Origin of the sequence: Psychrobacter sp. NPDC078929 (assembly GCF_050267985.1) — a bacterium.
GTDB lineage: Bacteria > Pseudomonadota > Gammaproteobacteria > Pseudomonadales > Moraxellaceae > Psychrobacter.
In genome coordinates this window covers 30,702-48,210 of sequence record NZ_JBNNFX010000006.1, presented here as the reverse complement: position 1 = coordinate 48,210, position 17,509 = coordinate 30,702, and the positions used below count along the sequence as shown (strand labels likewise).

14 protein-coding genes are annotated in these 17,509 nt (G+C 42.1%); 6 read left to right on the top strand and 8 right to left on the bottom strand.

What is annotated here, in order from left to right; all coding sequences use genetic code 11:
• Window positions 1–101: 101 nt before the first annotated feature.
• A complete protein-coding gene (locus ACQKCG_RS05010; protein ID WP_021815223.1) occupies window positions 102–224 on the top strand; it encodes a hypothetical protein in 123 nt (40 codons plus the stop codon).
• 90 nt (window positions 225–314) lie between these two features.
• Here ACQKCG_RS05010 and ACQKCG_RS05005 read toward each other — a convergent pair whose 3' ends face one another.
• Entirely contained in the window at window positions 315–647 is a 333-nt protein-coding gene (locus ACQKCG_RS05005) for a YnfA family protein (protein ID WP_101205044.1), read from the bottom strand.
• Window positions 648–868: 221 nt separating this feature from the next.
• Here ACQKCG_RS05005 and htpX point away from each other — a divergent pair, with 221 nt between their 5' ends.
• Entirely contained in the window at window positions 869–1,777 is a 909-nt protein-coding gene (htpX, locus tag ACQKCG_RS05000) for a protease HtpX (protein ID WP_101205045.1), read from the top strand.
• A gap of 160 nt (window positions 1,778–1,937) precedes the next feature.
• On the opposite strand, the gene ACQKCG_RS04995 is transcribed toward htpX, so the two are convergent.
• The 3 genes from ACQKCG_RS04995 to ACQKCG_RS04985 all read right to left on the bottom strand — a co-directional run bounded on the left by ACQKCG_RS04995 (window position 1,938) and on the right by ACQKCG_RS04985 (window position 6,692).
• Window positions 1,938–3,632, bottom strand: a complete 1,695-nt coding sequence (locus tag ACQKCG_RS04995) for an alpha/beta hydrolase-fold protein (protein WP_101205046.1) — start codon at window positions 3,630–3,632, stop codon at window positions 1,938–1,940.
• Window positions 3,633–3,878: 246 nt separating this feature from the next.
• Window positions 3,879–5,153, bottom strand: coding sequence for a saccharopine dehydrogenase family protein (locus tag ACQKCG_RS04990; RefSeq protein WP_101205047.1), 1,275 nt, complete (start codon window positions 5,151–5,153; stop codon window positions 3,879–3,881).
• Window positions 5,154–5,450: 297 nt separating this feature from the next.
• Window positions 5,451–6,692, bottom strand: coding sequence for a carboxynorspermidine decarboxylase (locus tag ACQKCG_RS04985; RefSeq protein WP_101205048.1), 1,242 nt, complete (start codon window positions 6,690–6,692; stop codon window positions 5,451–5,453).
• 99 nt (window positions 6,693–6,791) lie between these two features.
• Between ACQKCG_RS04985 and ACQKCG_RS04980 the strand changes: the two genes are divergently transcribed.
• Complete coding sequence (locus ACQKCG_RS04980) at window positions 6,792–7,457, top strand: DUF924 family protein (protein ID WP_101205049.1); 666 nt, start codon at window positions 6,792–6,794, stop codon at window positions 7,455–7,457.
• A 121-nt stretch (window positions 7,458–7,578) separates the two neighbouring features.
• On the opposite strand, the gene ACQKCG_RS04975 is transcribed toward ACQKCG_RS04980, so the two are convergent.
• The 3 genes from ACQKCG_RS04975 to lpxB form a co-directional block, all read right to left on the bottom strand.
• The gene (locus tag ACQKCG_RS04975; RefSeq protein ID WP_101205050.1) at window positions 7,579–8,832 is read right to left on the bottom strand and encodes a CAP domain-containing protein; all 1,254 of its coding nucleotides are present in this window, start codon (window positions 8,830–8,832) and stop codon (window positions 7,579–7,581) included.
• Window positions 8,833–9,067: 235 nt separating this feature from the next.
• Window positions 9,068–9,943: a ribonuclease HII gene (locus tag ACQKCG_RS04970; protein ID WP_101205051.1), complete on the bottom strand. Its 876-nt coding sequence runs from the start codon at window positions 9,941–9,943 to the stop codon at window positions 9,068–9,070.
• A gap of 22 nt (window positions 9,944–9,965) precedes the next feature.
• Window positions 9,966–11,282 (bottom strand): lipid-A-disaccharide synthase, encoded by a 1,317-nt coding sequence (gene lpxB / locus ACQKCG_RS04965; RefSeq protein ID WP_101205052.1) that lies wholly within the window; start codon window positions 11,280–11,282, stop codon window positions 9,966–9,968.
• Between the two features lie 429 nt (window positions 11,283–11,711).
• Between lpxB and ACQKCG_RS04960 the strand changes: the two genes are divergently transcribed.
• Window positions 11,712–12,794: a 3-deoxy-7-phosphoheptulonate synthase gene (locus ACQKCG_RS04960; RefSeq protein ID WP_101205053.1), complete on the top strand. Its 1,083-nt coding sequence runs from the start codon at window positions 11,712–11,714 to the stop codon at window positions 12,792–12,794.
• A gap of 234 nt (window positions 12,795–13,028) precedes the next feature.
• Here ACQKCG_RS04960 and pepN read toward each other — a convergent pair whose 3' ends face one another.
• Window positions 13,029–15,629: an aminopeptidase N gene (pepN, locus tag ACQKCG_RS04955; protein WP_259358612.1), complete on the bottom strand. Its 2,601-nt coding sequence runs from the start codon at window positions 15,627–15,629 to the stop codon at window positions 13,029–13,031.
• Between the two features lie 426 nt (window positions 15,630–16,055).
• Here pepN and ACQKCG_RS04950 point away from each other — a divergent pair, with 426 nt between their 5' ends.
• Window positions 16,056–16,664: a DUF6231 family protein gene (locus ACQKCG_RS04950; protein ID WP_101205055.1), complete on the top strand. Its 609-nt coding sequence runs from the start codon at window positions 16,056–16,058 to the stop codon at window positions 16,662–16,664.
• A 141-nt stretch (window positions 16,665–16,805) separates the two neighbouring features.
• Window positions 16,806–17,324: a peptidoglycan-associated lipoprotein Pal gene (gene pal / locus ACQKCG_RS04945; protein WP_101205056.1), complete on the top strand. Its 519-nt coding sequence runs from the start codon at window positions 16,806–16,808 to the stop codon at window positions 17,322–17,324.
• Window positions 17,325–17,509: the final 185 nt, after the last annotated feature.

Below are 17,509 nucleotides of genomic sequence, written 5' to 3'. Positions count from 1 at the left end.
TATACTCTATTCAGTAAGCAGCTATGTTAGCTGTATTCACCCTGTCTTGAATGCGCTTAACTTGGCGTCAAGAGTAGTGTGCTGTAAAAAAGGAAACGATTATGAGCAAAGGTCAAGATAGTAAGAAGAACGTTAAGAAAAAGCCCCTTTTGACTGCTAAAGAAAAGAAAGCTGCCAAACAAGCTAAGAAAGACGACAATGGTAGTATTTTAGGTAAACATTAATAATCAATACATCAATATGCCAATCTGACCTAACCGTTTGATTGGTATTTTTTGATTCGTCATTGGCTTTTAGCTAAGTACTGTCTTTAATTAAGCTCCGCGCGGTGCAAACATAATAATCGCCATTCCTAATAGTGCAACTACTGAACCCACTATGTCCCACATAGTTGGCCGTATACCATTGACCGTCCACAACCATAAAATCGCCATACATATATAAACGCCACCATATGCAGCATAGACCCTGCCCGCAGCAGTTGGGTGTAATGACAGCAGCCAAACAAACGCGACTAAGCTCAGCGTACCAGGTATCAGCAGCCAGATTGACTTGCCTTCTCGCAGCCACAGATAAGGCAGATAACATCCTGCAATCTCAGCCAATGCAGTAAGCGCAAATAGCCCAACCGTCTTTAATTCTGTCAAAAATCACTACTCCTCATCTACTACTTTTCTAACCTGCTAAGACCAGCCATGTATTGTACGGCATTCCCCAAAATAATCACCCTATCTCTGTCACCACTTATAAAAAGCTATTTTTTCTGACATGACAGTTAAAATCACAGTACAATCTATCATAACAAACAAACCTCTTAGATAACCGTCTATCGAGGCCATACCGACATTGTAAATAGGAAGTTAGCATCATGATGCGTATTGGATTATTTTTATTAACCAACTTAGCAGTGATTGTGGTATTTAGCATTGTGTTTGGTATTTTATCGAGGTTTTTTGGGATTGGCGGCGTGCACAGCGCAGGTGGTCTTAACTACATTAGCCTTGCCGTTATGTGTGGTATCTACGGTATGGTCGGCTCGATGGTGTCGCTATTTATATCAAAATGGATGGCTAAAAGATCCACTGGTACGGTGGTGATAGAATCTCCACGCACCGCTACTGAGCAATGGCTAGTCGATACCGTAGCCAAACAAGCACGAGCCGTAAATATCGGTATGCCTGAGGTTGGTATTTTTAATAACTCGCAGCCAAATGCCTTTGCGACTGGCTGGAATAAAAATAAAGCGCTAGTGGCAGTATCGTCTGGTCTACTACAGAATATGAATCAAGATGAAGTCGAAGCGGTATTGGCGCATGAGATTGGTCATGTGGCTAACGGTGATATGGTAACCCTTGCCCTTATCCAAGGCGTGGTCAATGCGTTTGTAATGTTCTTTGCACGTATTGTCGGTAGTTTCGTGGACCGTACTGTGTTCAAAAACACCAGTGATCGCCCAGGTATCGGTTACTTTATCACCAGTATTGTGATGGATATTTTGCTTGGGTTTTTGGCGTCTGCCATCGTGATGTGGTTCTCACGCTTACGTGAATTCCGTGCGGATCAAATGGGCGCAAAACTTGCCAGTCGCGAAAAAATGATCAGTGCGCTTGATGCGTTGCGTCCTTCTGCACAGCGACCAGATCAAATGCCTGAGAGTATGAAAGCGTTTGCAATCTCGTCTGGGCAAACTCAAGGCTTTAGTATTGCCAACTTATTCCGCTCACACCCCACGCTTGATGACCGTATTGCGGCGTTAAGAGAATATAATCCTAATTAATGACAATCGATTTAAAACCAACTTGCTACTTGTTAGCAGGTTGGTTTTAAAAAAATACTTTATATAGAAAATTAGAAGTTAGAGTATGAATACTCAGTCACTATCATTTTATTTAGTAGTAAAAGGCTAAACATTAGCGCTAGTTTAAATAAAAGAGATATTACTTCTTTTCCTTAGATGGAAAAAGCGATACCAAACCATCTCCTATGATTCCTCGCCAAGCAAAGTAATCATGTCCTGCAGCATACTCTTGATAATGTGTATCGTACCTTTTTGCCAATAAAACGTCTCGCAGATGACGATTGGTTCCCAATATACCGTTGCTACCACTTTTACCACGAGCCGTTTCAAACACGCCTGCGCTCAAAAAGAAACGAACGGGTGCCTTATCCATTTTTATTACCTCAGACGCTACGAAGTGTTTATCTTCTGCTGTCTGATCTTTTGGATGCCACCAGTAAGACCCAGACATAGAGATAACATTGCCAAATATGTCGGGGTGACGTAGTGCGATAGTCGTCGCTGCTAAACCGCCATAACTTGACCCTGCAATGACCGTTCTATCCGTTGGTATCGCTACTGGCAATCGTTTATTTATTTGTGGTACTAACTCATTGGCCAATACATCTGCAAACATTGGGTTGGCAGGTAATTCACGTGCACGGGCATCATTATCAGGATTGCTAATAAACACCGCTGTCACTGGTGGAACCTTACCTTCTGCAATCAAATTATCTAAAATCGTGGGCAATCCAACCGTATCAATATAGGCTTCCGCATCAAAGATATATAACAGCACCGCATCATCTTTACTATTCTCCTTGTTGTTATTAACAGTTGGGGAGTAAATGGTGATATCGCGAGTATTGTCCAATGTACTATTGGTAAATTTAAAGGTAGACAACTCTCCTTTGGGAACCTCTGCCTGTCTTTTTATCCAACGCCTATTTGGTGCGTCTTTTAACGTAATAGTAGATTTGGTTGTGTACTTATCAGTGGCTGAACGTGGCCATGAATGGTGATTATAAGGATCGGCTTGAGCCACGGCTTTTATGGCGACTCTACGAGCAAACTCAGACAGAGGTGGCTCAGGGGTATTGGGAGCAATCTGATAGGATAAGTGCGTGTTGTTTGGCACAATAAAGCTTTTGTACCATGTATCAGAGTCTACCAATCGTTGCAATGCATCATGATTGGTGGACGGGCCACCCATTAACTTGACATTGCGATAGTCTCCTCGCGCTAAAAACGTCATCACAGTGCCCAAAGCTGTGTCTTCAATCAGCGGTGTACCTAATACTTCCACTTCCGCCCAAAAGCGATCTGTACTCTGCCCTTTCTGCAATGACTCAAGTAATGCCGATACTCTGGGGCTGAGTAACGTGTCAGAACTGTCTAGAGAATTTCCTAAAGAACCTTTTAAATCTTGCTCTGCTAAACTAACACGTTGTTCGAGCACTATCTGATAAGCACCTGAGCCAGACAGTCGCCAGGTCTCTGCACAGTTTTCGGCTACTGAATAGAAGTGTTGTTTGCCACTTTTATTATCAATCAAACGGCGCGATACTTTTCCTGTGGCATCGATAACATCTAGCGTCATCATACTTCTATCACTCTCAACATATCCGGTTAGATAATCGCCTGTATCGCAAGGAACGCTAAAATCTAATGACTTATGCTGTGGCTTGATATCAGCGTTTTCCCTGTTGGAATGATTTAAATCGCCTTTCAAGGGACTTTCAATCGTTAGCATCGTTGCCTCCGAACCAAATGCAGGAAATGACGCCGAATATAATAAAAAGGTAAAGCCTGCTATGGCCCATTTCTTCTTAGGAAGAAATCGTATGTATCTCATTCACTACTCCCTCATTTATTCACTGACAAACATCTAATTTCTACCTTTACAGAATGTCTAGCGAATGATACAAAAGTGAAATACTACCTTATTTTTAATATAGATGATATTGAAAATCATTATCGTTTGATAATTTATTCTGTATAATTAAATAGACAATGACAATTTATTTTTCCTTTATAAAATAAAAAACCCACCTGACTCAATTAAAGTCAGATGGGCTTTTAGAATAGATATAATGACTAACTAAATATCAAACTCAAGCGCTCTGTCACCTTCGCTATCTTTGATACGCGTTGGCAAACCAATCTTGTTCAATAGATTGATAAATGGCTTAGCATCTAGCTCTTCGACGTTGACCATCTTGCCTGCATCCCATTCGCCAGTCGCGACCAGTATCGCAGCAGCAACAGGTGGTACACCTGCGGTATAAGAGATACCTTGGCTACCAACTTCGTTATAAGCGTCTTTGTGATCTGAGACGTTATAGATAAAGACTTCGCTATCAACATCGTTGATCTTGCCTTTGACTTTATCACCAATACAGGTCTTGCCTGTATAGTTCGGTGCAAGCGAGCTTGGGTCTGGTAGTACTGCTTTGACCACTTTAAGTGGCACAACTTCTTGACCTTCAGCAGTCATCACTGGCTGCTCAGATAGCAATCCTAAGCTTTGAAGCACAGTAAATACATTGATGTAATGCTCACCAAAGCCCATCCAAAAGCGAATGTTTGGCACATCTAAGTTGGCTGACAATGAATGAACTTCATCATGACCACTCAGATAACTGTTTTGCACGCCAACCACTGGCAAGTCATCAGTGCGTTTGACTTCAAACATTTTGTTAGACTGCCACTTGCTATCCTGCCAAGAGTAAACGGTACCGGTGAACTCACGGAAGTTAATCTCTGGGTCAAAGTTGGTCGCAAAGTATTTGCCGTGGCTACCTGCATTGATATCAATGATATCAATATCAGTAACTGAACCTGCATCCATCATGTCATAGCCAAGACGCGCATAAGCATTGACCATACCAGGATCGAACCCTGCACCTAAAATGGCAGTGACATTGTTGTCTGCACAGCGCTCTTTACGTTGCCATTCATAGTTGTTGTACCATGGCGGCGTCTCACATATCTTGCGTGGATCTTCATGAATCGCCGTGTCAATATAAGCAACACCTGTCTCAATACAGGCTTCTAATACCGTCATATTGATAAATGCCGAGCCGACATTAATGACGATCTGAATCTCTATTTCTTTGATCAATTGCACCAGCGCTTGGCTGTCCATCGCATCGACTTGATGCGTGTGCAAGACCGCAGCTTGCTTAAAGCTGTCTTTTTCTTTTACGCTTTGCGCGATATCATCGCATTTGTCTTTGGTACGTGAGGCGATATGAATCTCACCAAGCACATCATTATGCATCGCACATTTATGCGCGACCACTTGAGCGACACCGCCTGCTCCGATGATGAGTACGTCTTTTTTGTTGGGCTTAACTGGTTGGTTTGTGTTCAATGAACAATCCTCCTTTGTGTCCCTGTCGATACCATTGATTGTGGCTATGCAAAACAGAAACGAGTGAATGATATGCGTGAATTAAAAAGGAAGACCGAGGAAAACCCACGCACCCGTCGGGCAAATACCACTCTAGTATTTGCCCGACGCGATTATAACAATTTTATCGTGTTATCGGTAAAAAAATCTATGAAAAACAGAAACACAAAAATACTCGACCATTTAGACTAAGCTGTTGTTTTAGAATGCTTAAAGTTAATAATCAAGCAACAATAGCATAGTACTAAAAGCCAAACACTAAGATAGACTGGCTTTGTAATCCTGATAGTCAAACTCGCGCTGCACATCAATCGATCCATCAAGGCGACGAATAACAATGGCAGGCATGTTGACACCATTGAACCAGTTTTTCTTAACCATCGTATAACCTGCGGCATTACCAAAGGCAATCTGATCGCCTATCTGTAAATCACTTGGCAAATCATACTCACCAAAGATATCTCCTGCTAGGCAAGAACGGCCATAAATAAGCGTACTGTCTGTACCGGTTTCGAGCGTCGGTTCTGACGTCTCAATCACTGAATGGCCAATAGGAGCGATATCCACCGCTGTATTGTTGATAGCGGCAATGGGTGCTGACTCACGATAAATCAGCAAATCAAGCATATGCGCCTCGATAGAGGAATCAACCACGGCAAGACTTTTTTCATTGTGCATGGTGTCTAAAACGGTGGTCACCAATGTACCCGCGCCATGAATGCTCGCCTCACCTGGCTCAAGGTAGACTTGCACACCATAAGTTTCGCTAAACGATTTTAAGCGTTCAGCCAGCTTCTCTAGTGGATAGTTAGGAGCGATGAAATGAATACCGCCGCCCAAACTGACCCACTCAAGCTGCTGCAAAATATCACCGAATCGTACTTCGATATCAGCCAAACTTTCGCTAAAATCCTCAAAACTGTCGTTCTCACAGTTGTTGTGAATCATGACGCCCGTAATGTCGCCAAGCACCGCTGCAATTTTGTCTTTATCATGCTCGCCCAAACGACTAAATGGACGCGCAGGATCCGCAATGATAAAAGACGAGTTGCTGGTTTTCGGGTTAAGTCGTAGTCCTACAGGAATGTTTTTCGAACGTGCTTGCGTCCCAAAAGCATTGAACTGCGAGATTGAGTTAAAGATGATCTTATCAGCGTATTTTAATACTTCAGGCATCTCATCGGCACTATAGGCCACGCTATAGGCATGAGTCTCTTTTTTGCCTTGGCTATTAGCATCGTCATTGTTGCCAAAAGTTTCATACCCCAATCTCACTTCGTTAAGTGAAGATGAAGTCGTACCATGCAGATAAGGCTGCATCACATCAAAAACACCCCATGTGGCAAAGCATTTTAGTGCTAATAATGCCTTTGCGCCAGACAGCTCACATAGCCGAGCGATGATTTTCATATTGTCAACGATGGCCGCTTCATCAAGCACATAGTAAGGCGTTGGTGGCAATGACGCGTTAGTAGAATTCTCTAGATTTTTTGCATTCATAATAGATTACCTAATAGACACTCTGCTGTTGGTATCTTGACAGACAGATATAAATATTTGCGCTATAGTAGACTAAATTCATCATAATTAGAATATCTTATGGCACTCTCAACCGATTATTCCACCTCAGCCAGTCGATCCCATTCATCACAATTGGATCCGAAAAACATAGATTTGACTTACCTAGATCCTGATGCGCGTGCCGTGTTAGATTTTTGGTTTGATAAAAACAATGAAGCATACTGGTTTGAACAAAACGATCGTTTTGATAAGCAGATACAGGATAAGTTTGGCGGCATTTGGCATGCAGCGAAACAAGGCGAATGTGTCACTTGGCGTATCGCAGAGTCTTCATTGGATGGTAATAGCTCGATAACGGCATTGGCAGGACGCTTGGCAGAAATTATTGTGCTAGATCAGTTTTCACGCAATTTATGTCGCGGACAAGCAAGTGCATTTGCACAAGACGGTATGGCATTAGCACTCGCCCAAGAAGCCATTCAACAGCCTTATTTTGACACCCTACCGATGCAATGGCGTAGGTTTATTATCATACCGTTTATGCACTCCGAGTCGGCCATGATTCATAAGCGTTATCTACCGCTATTTGAACAATTAGATGATGCAAACACATTAGACTTTGAACATCGTCACAAACAAATTATTGATCAATTCGGGCGATACCCACATCGAAATGAGGTACTAAATCGCGACTCAACCGAAGATGAAAAGAACTTTTTAAAACAGCCTAATTCATCGTTTTAAGCCACATTCCTAGTATTGTATGAAGATAATTAAAGTTATTACACAAAAAGAAGGTCTGAATCATATCACTGGTTCAGACCTTCTTTTTTACGACAAATCTTTAGAGGGTATTAAATACTTATTAGTAATTTACCTTACCAGTAGTAAACGTAAATGACTGCTGCTCTAATGTTTTATCGTCAACCAAAATATCAAAGCTGACCTTATATTTGCTATTACCATAAAGTCCACAATTACCACCTTTATTACTACCTGATTCACAGCTTTTGAGCGCATCCGTTAGTGGCAAAATAAATGCTTCATTCGTTGGTAGTGCATAATTCGTACCTTTGTACGGATCATTGTCAGAATCAAGCAGTTGAATCGGCACATCTATATTGCGCTGCACATCTCTGAATTTAACGTTACTCACTTTAACTTTATCGGCGGATGGCATGTTGATATAAACCGGCTGTCCGATAGGATCAGTACGCAAATTGCGCCCAGAGCCTCTGACAGGATTTGGGGTTTCGTTATAAAGTGCAGTGACTGTCCCTGTCACATCTTGACATGGATACGTAAAAACGCCTTCAAGTGTTTTATTTGTCGTGGTTTTTGTCCCTGCAGCATTACTTACCAAAACATAGCCTTTATTGTTAGCAGCATTTTTACCACTAGGCGTATAGGTAACCACTCCTGTTCCTACTACTCCTGAGGTTGGCAACATTAAAGAGCGTAAATGATAAGGCGCTGACAACAACGATTTTGCCATAGAACTTGCCACGGCTTCTGTACTCAAAAAATTGCCTGCCGAACTGTAATAGACAGACTGGGCAATGTTTTCAGTGACACTATATTGAGAGTTGCCATAGTCTGCATTGATCAATCGATCTGCCAGATCTAACCCACTGAAAAAAGGATTATTAGAACCTGTCACACTAGCAATATCGCTGATTTCATTTTCAAAATGCGCGTTAAAGCTGGTTGGCGAGCTATTGGTAAATACATATTTTATGTAGTTCGCGTGCTTAACGGCAATATCGTCTAGCCCTGTATCAACGGATAGACCATTTAGGCCACAACTGCTTCTTGCCAAACTAAACTGATCATTCGCACTTAATGCTGCTTGTGTATTGTTATCAGCTGGTACACTACTGTCAGTGTCAGGAGTACCACTGCTTGGTTTGTCACTTTGATCAATAGGTGTTGCTATAATCGGTGCTGAGGTGATTGGTTCTGACGTTGTTAGCTTAACTTTCTCATCACTTTTCGAGCCATTTAAACCATCCACAGATGGATCACTTCCTTCAGACTCACTACTTCCACCACAACCAGTCAGAAATAGAGTCAAAAATAGCACTGCAGCAAGGCTTTTTTGGGAAGTGTTGGCTATCATCTCTCATCCTATAAAGTAGTAATATTTGTGTGTCACTTATAGTAAAAATAAATATTAGAACTTAGCTATTGATTTAATAGCCTTTGATATTAAAAACGTGCTGTATTTAAATTTATAAAACCTTGCTCATTGTTTTTAAAGAAATTACATTCATGAGTATAAATTTTTTACTCTCATATTACAATATGACTTTTCGCTTAGGCTATTTCGAAGACTGATTATAAGTCCAGTATTATTAAGTTTCTAGCATTTTTCTCACTGGCGCAAAACTACGTCTATGCGTTGGCAAGACGCCATATTTTTCAATCGCCTCCATGTGCGCACGCGTTGGATAGCCTTTGTGTTTGGCAATACCATATTCCGGATACTGAATATCCAGTGCATACATCGTCTCATCACGACTTACTTTTGCTAATATACTGGCCGCTGCAATACTAGTATGACGCGCATCGCCTTTTACCCATGCTTGGCAATCAATCGCCAATGGCGCTCCCTCTAAATGTTTAAAGCTATCATAGTTCAAGTCAGGGCAACGATTTCCATCAAACAGTACTTCGATCTTTAATTGATTGAGCGACGTGCTTTTATCATTTCTAGTAGTCGAGAATTTTTCAAAAATCACTTCTAGCAATGATTCAGTACACAAGCGCATACCAAGCATCGTTGCTTGCAAGATGTTCACTTGATCGATCACTGCTGCTGGTATATCAGCGATGATATAACCGATAACATGCTGCTGAACCAATGGATAAAGGATATCGCGCTTTTTTTCACTCAGTTGTTTGGAGTCGGTCAGTATCGACAACGGTGTGTCTTTGAGCGGTTGTTCCTCAATGAGCCCTGACCAAGTCGCAGGTAATATTGCCGCCGCCACATTGACGCTGCCTAGTAGCGGGCCGCGCCCTGCTTCATCAACGCCGATTTGTAGTATTGATTGCTCCGCCTCTTGGTTATCATTAGTCAGATATTGAGTAAGTAACTCAGCGGTATTCATTTGCCCATATAAACGTATGGGCGCTGCTAACTGAATATATTGTCCTTTGACGTCAATATGCTCAATATTAATGTCAATTATTTGAGCTGAGCTTTCTGTACTGTGTTGAATATGCATAATATTAGAAGGTCTTTCTTGTTTAATTAGGATTAATAGTATCGGTATTTTGGATAAACCACTGTTCAATCACGCTGTTTGCAGGCTCATGGTTACTTTGCTGTTGTAGCGACTGCTTTGTCACTAGTAAGTCGTGTAATTGCTCGGCATAAGCGCGTGGTTGCAGCAATCGCATTACGGTGCGGCAGATATTGTCACCGCTCGCTTGCTCTTGAATCAGCTCAGGCACAATCGGTGCATTAGCCAATATATTAGGCAATGCCACATATGGCACTTTTACCAGACGCTTGGCTATTTGGTAAGTCAGCTGATTTAATTGATATACTACTACCATCGGCCGTTCAAGCAACATTGCCTCCAGCGTTGCTGTCCCAGATGCCAGCATCACGATATCTGATGCCGCCATGGCATGTTGGCTAAATTCCGGCTGGGTATCATCATAGACCACCACAATTGCTTCACGTAGCTGTTCTGAGCGTTGGTCGATCACTTCTTGTACGATATATTGATGGTTTTGATCGACCGTTGGAATGATGAAGCACAGCTTAGGATCTAACAGGATTAACTTTTGGATGCCATCAAGCATCAATGGCAGAATAGCTGTAATTTCACCGCGCCTAGAGCCTGGCATCACACAAATAAGCTGACTCACATCATCGAAACGTTCAATAAAAAACTGCTGTAATCCATCATTGTCCCAGACCAACTCACTACGACGTTGATTGATTGGTGTATCGATCAGGTTCTGATCAATGGTTCGTAGTAATGGATGACCCACACAGATCGCTGGATGGTTATGTCGCTCATAAACTGGCAACTCAAACGGGAATAGACATAGCACCAAATTGGTCGCCGCTTTAATATTATGGATACGCGACTCGCGCCACGCCCAGATAGAAGGACTGACGTACTGCACACAGAACACGCCTTGGGGCTTTAGTTTTTTGGACACGCGTAAATTGAAATCAGGTGCATCAATACCAACGAACCAATCAATATTAGCAGCCTTAAATGCGCTCAATAGCTCGCGGCGCGCTTTAAGCAAATCTGGTAGCTGCGACATTACCTCAACCAGACCCATCACTGCCAAACGCTCTAATGGGAAAATACTCTGTAGCCCTTGCGCATGCATCTTCGTACCGCCTACGCCTACCCAGACAATATCATCACGTAGATTATTCATTTGCCGCATAAAATCTGCGCCTAAGCTGTCGCCAGATACCTCACCTGCGACGATGCCTATCACTAGCGGCGTAGCATTTATCTTTGCTACTTGAGAATCCGTCTCGGCTTGATGAATGAGGTCAGTATGGTGATGAGACGTAGCAGAATCTGTCATGACAAGCTCTCGATATTAGAAATACACAAAATAAAATAAACCGTTATTATAAAATATAACGTAATAAATCAGCGATATGACCTCACGGATAATGTGCACACTCATCCGTACTGTTTTAATGCCACAGTTTGGGCCACCCATCGCTAATGTTGCTATCATACTTGACGATGATACAAATAGCGAAATTCACGCATAAAATCTGAGCGTTATGCATCAAAAACTCAACCAACTCTTATTAATAGATAGAAAAACCAAATGCTAAACGTGCATTTAGAACGTCAAATATCATGCTAAGTCTCTATAAGTATAACTAAGTTTTAGTTTTCTCATTCCAGTTATCAGTCAATTAACTGCTCGACTACCCTTGTCAACCAACACTTTTGTCCGCATAATGAATGTTCCTATAAATCAGCTAGACGATATATAACCATGACAACATCAGTTACCCATAATGCAGATATTGACGACGTGAATATTGAAAAATTTATTCCTTTGATTACTCCCGCCGAGCTAAAAGCCGAGCTGCCTTTGTCAGACGACGCGTATAACACCGTACTAAAAGGTCGTAATACTATTCAAGATATCTTGGACGGTAAAGACAAGCGTTTGTTTGTGGTCATTGGCCCCTGCTCTATTCACGATATCAAAGCCGCTCACGAATATGCCGATCGTTTAGCCGTATTGGCAAAAGAAATCGAAGACAGTGTATTTGTGGTCATGCGTGTTTATTTTGAAAAACCTCGTACGACGGTTGGTTGGAAAGGCATGATCAACGACCCTGACATGAATGACAGCTTTGATATAGAAAAAGGCTTGCGCACGGCTCGTAAACTGCTACTTGATTTGAATGAAAAAGGTCTACCTTGCGCGACTGAAGCACTTGATCCAAATACACCGCAGTACATCCAGGATCTAATCAGCTGGTCAGCCATTGGTGCACGTACCACTGAGAGCCAAACGCATCGCGAAATGAGCTCTGGTTTATCATGCCCAGTTGGCTTTAAGAACGGTACTGATGGTGGTATGACGGTTGCTGTAAATGCCATGCAAGCGGTTAAAGAAGGTCATAGCTTCTTAGGTCTATCATCAGATGGTAAAGTCTCTATCATCAAATCTAAAGGTAACCCTTACGCGCACGTGGTACTTCGCGGTGGTAACGGTAAACCTAACTATGATGAAACTGCGGTAGCTCAAGTTGAAAATGAGCTGGCAAAAGGCAAGACCAATAGCAAGATTATGATTGACTCAAGTCATGCTAACTCAGGTAAAGACCCTTACCTACAACCGATGGTTATCAAAAACGTTGCTGAACAAATTCAAAATGGCAATAAATCAATTATCGGTATGATGATTGAGAGCCACTTAAAAGGCGGCAATCAAAAATTGACTGCTGATCTAAGCCAGCTTGAGTATGGCAAATCGATCACCGATGGTTGTCTAGATTGGGATAGCACCGTCATAGCATTACGCGAATTACGTGATATGGTAAAAGATGTGCTACCAAATCGCTAATAGCTATCCACAATAAATTATCGTCGAGCAAACAATAAAAAGCCCCTTTCGCACTAATACGAAAGGGGCTTTTTATTTATGAATATTCTATAAGAAACACTCTATTCTAAAACTTGGTTAGCAATGACCAACAACGATACATGTTTCGTTAATTGGTCAGAGCTAGCCTTATTTTTACATTAGTATTTTTATAACATTAATATTGCATTTCAATGCATATTGCACTGCTCTTAATTAACTATTTGCAGCACCTAACACGCTCTCTAAGCTTTCGAGCACATGCTTAGATGAGACATTCTTTTGTAAATCAACCAGCTGCTCATGCGCTATTTGACGACGAGGCTCAGCCAACGTATTCCAGCGGGCTAGTACTTGCAATAAGCGTGACGCTAACACAGGATTGGCATCATCTAATTTTTGAATCACGCCTGTATACATCTCTAGACCTTCTGCCGTCCAAAGTACCGTCGGTTGTGAGCTAAAAGCACTGATAACTGAACGGACACGGTTAGGGGTATTCCAATCAAAGTCCGTATGCGTCAGTAGCGACTTAACCATATCAGGCGTCACATCATCAGCGGCAGCTTGTACACTGAACCACAAATCGACAACCAGATCATTTGCTTGGAAACGATCATAGAAGTCTGCTAAGTACTTATCTGCATCTACCAGCTGATGATTGACCATGGCCTTCAATGCACCAAAGCGCTCAGTCATACAGCTCGCATTGTCATACTGCTGCTGTGCCCAGTCTGCTGCATCATCTACATTCGCCGTCAATGCCATATCGAGTACGACATTACGCAGCGCACGAATGCCTCGAGCTTCAGCGCTATCCTCATAAGACTGCATTGGCAGATTATTGTACAGCTCAGCCCATTGGCCTTTTAACTTATCAGCCACTTGCTTGTATAGCCCATCACGCTGCTCTTTAACCAACACTGGATCGTAGTCTTTAGAAATAGCAGAAGCCAACTCTTGCGCTGATGGAATATCAAGCAATCGTGCCGCTAGCATCGCATCATCAGCTGCTAAGACAGGCAGTATCTGCGCTAATGCTTCTAGGTATACATCAGGGCTGCTCTTCGTACCTTGGCCTTGCAGCAAAATACGATTTACCAGCATTTGAGTTACTTGCCAGCGGTTAAACCCATTGGTTTCATGCTTAAGCAAAAATGCTAAGTCTGCATCTTGATAGTCATAATTGAGCTGTACTGGCGCGCTAAAGTCACGCAGTAATGACACAACAGGCTCGCTTGCGACATTTTCAAAGACAAACGTTTGCGTCGCCTCGTCAAGCAATAACATACGTTCAGCGACGATAGCGCCTGAGTCTTTGTCAAATAATGCCGTTGCTACAGGTATCGGCAATGGTTTTGGCGCATCAAAGCCTTTGACATGGCGTGTCTGCTGATTCAAAGTGATGGTCAGCGTCTGTGCTGCGCTATCATAGGTTTGAGAACCCGATACCACTGGCGTACCAGGCTGACGATACCAATCAATGAAATTCTCGATTTTGTCATCAGTGATACTCAGCGCTGATAAAAAGTCCTCAACCGTTACTGCTTGTCCATCATAGCGACGGAAGTACTCATCTGTTCCTTTGCGGAAATCATCTGGCCCTAACGTATTGGCAATCATACGCACAATTTCAGCGCCTTTCTCATAGACAGTCGTTGTATAAAAATTATTAATCTCAACGAAGCTCTCAGGACGTACTGGATGCGCTAATGGGCCTGCATCTTCGCTAAACTGATGCGCGCGCAAAGTCGCTACGTCATCAATACGCTGCACCGCACTTGACTGTTGATCTGCTGAAAATGACTGATCGCGGTAAACGGTAAAGCCTTCTTTCAAGCACAGCTGAAACCAATCACGGCAAGTAATACGGTTACCTGTCCAGTTATGAAAATACTCATGAGCAATAATGGCTTTTACGCTAAAACTACGGGCATCGGTAGTTGTTTCAGGGCTAGATAACACACAAGCGGTGTTAAAAATATTCAAACCCTTATTTTCCATTGCACCCATATTGAATTGGCTGACCGCCACAATCATGTAGCGATCTAAATCGTAGGCTCGTCCATAATTGACCTCATCCCATTTCATCGCATCTTTCAAAGCTTGCATACCGACATCGCATTTATCGATATCAGCAGACTTGGCGTACAACTCAAGCAATACTTCTCGACCTTCGCTGGTCGTATAAGAGTCTGTCAATACATCTAAATCAGCAACCACACAGGCAAATAGATAGCTTGGCTTATTGGTTGGATCGTGCCAGATGGCATAATGACGGTCTGGCGCGTCGGCCACTTCGCCTGCTTCGACTAAGTTACCATTCGCCAATAACGTCGGATAACGCTTATCTGCTTCAAGTCGCGTGGTAAATATCGCCAACACATCAGGGCGATCGGGATAAAAAGTAATTTTACGGAAACCCTCTGGCTCACATTGAGTGACAAACATAGTATCGTCACTACTACCGGCCATGTATAAGCCTTCAAGCGTCGTATTGGTCTGCGGACAGATACGTACTTGAATATCTAAAGTAGCTCGCTCAGGAGCATTATGAATCGTCAGCTTACCCGCTTCTTGCTGATAATCCTCAGTGCTCAGCGTCTTACCATTCATCGTAATCGTTAGCAGCTCTAATGACTCACCAAATAAGACAATATCCCCTGCCGTTTGGCGTACCATCTCAAGCGTACTGTCTACCTGCGCGTAGTCTTCAAACAGCTTAATATCTAAATGTACCGTATCGACATCAAAACTTGGTTTGGTATAGTCTTTTAAGTTAATCTTACTTGGCGCATGTGGCGGCACATCTGGCATTTCAGGATTAATGATTTGTGCATCAGTTTCAGCAGTAGACATATGGTGTCCTATTATTATCAGTGATTTGGTTATAAGTTATTTTTACTGGGGATAAGTAATGAGTAATATGATTTCACTATTTGCAAAAGGCACTAGTGCAAATAAAGACTTAGTCTCTAGGCTAACTAATCAGCTAAGCGCATAGTAAGCTAAGCACATAGACAAAGCTTCGTAGTGATTAAGCTAACTTTTATTACTAAATTGATTTTCTCATCAAGCTTATAGCTAGATTGACCTAAATCGCCAAATTTCAAGTATGCAAAGTAAGATATCGTCGGTTCAAGATGATTTAAATATGAAACATACGTTATCAATTGGATAATGTCGTTGAAAATGATTTAATAGTCGTACTGATGACCAATCATTTAACTAACGGCCTATTATATGACAAAAAATACGGTGAAACGCGCAGACATTACCCTACCTTTGCTTATAGAGTATGTTGAGGCACTACTACCCTCATTGACGACTCAGACAGAACAGTCATCTGATCATAATAAAGATAATAATGAGGCATTATGGGTAACACATAACAATGCGGACTTATTAGCACTACAAGCACAACTTGACGATACTACATCTACTAATGAGAACACTGAAGCGAAGCTGAATGCACGACACTTATCAACGTTATCGGATCTTGCTAAACAACACGTACCTGATCGTTATGAGCTTGCTTGCTTTTGGCTGCCTACCTTGTCAGCAGAGCTGACTCAACACTATGTGCCGCTACTGATGCGCTACCGTGACCTGTATGCCGCGCATTTACTTATTGCTTTAGATAGCTCAATAAATTTGAAACCTTACGGCTTTACGCCATTTGATATATTGAATGAGCCATCTCTAAATATTGATGACATTCAATCTATTACCTCATCAACCGTTACTGCGACGCTTTGGCAATTTAATCTATATGACTACAAACAACTGCCGAATTGGCTCAATGCTGATTACTGGGCTAACCCTGAAAACTGGGGCAAGCACCGCTGGTAATACGCTCGATTTTATCTATCGTAATTTACAGTAAAAATACTTACATAAATTAACATTTAGTATATTATAGATAGAGATTGCCTAAGTTTTATCGGAAGCAGTTTAAAAAAACAAATTTAATTAAAATTTTAGGAGCTCGTCATGTCAATCAGTTTTTCTAAGATCGCTGTTCTTGCTTTATTATCAAGTGCCGTTGCATTAACCACTGGTTGTGCTACCAAGCGTTCTACCTCAGAAGTTGTCGTTGCCCCGCTAGGTATTCCAGGTGGACAAGTGGGCTATAACGGTGCTGTTATCGTTGATAACTCAAACGCTGTCATCACTGGCGCTGAGAATATACAAGCAGTGGTCTACTTTGCCTTTGATAGCAGTGAAATTACTGCTCAATCAGCGAGCGTCCTTAATCAACACGTAAGCCTGCTAAATTCAAACCCAGCAGCTACTGTCGTTATTGCAGGTCATACTGATGAGCGTGGTAGCCGTGAATATAACATGGCACTAGGTGAGCGACGCGCACAAGCTGCACGTAACTACCTAGCTGCTCAAGGTGTCACTGCAAACAACATCCGTGTGATTAGCTATGGTGAAGAGCGCCCTGCAGCAGCTGGCAACACAGAAGACGCGTATGCACAAAACCGTCGTGCTGAGCTGTCTTACTAAATTGTGATTTAGCGTTATTTATAGCGTTCGATAGTTTAATGAAAGCCCAGCAAGAGTATATTGCTGGGCTTTTTGGATTTTTAGTAGGTTAATTAGATATAAACTATTTAAATATAGCTATTGTATGACTATCTATGTATCAAATACATAGCGTTCATAATTACACATTCTTATATATTCAATTC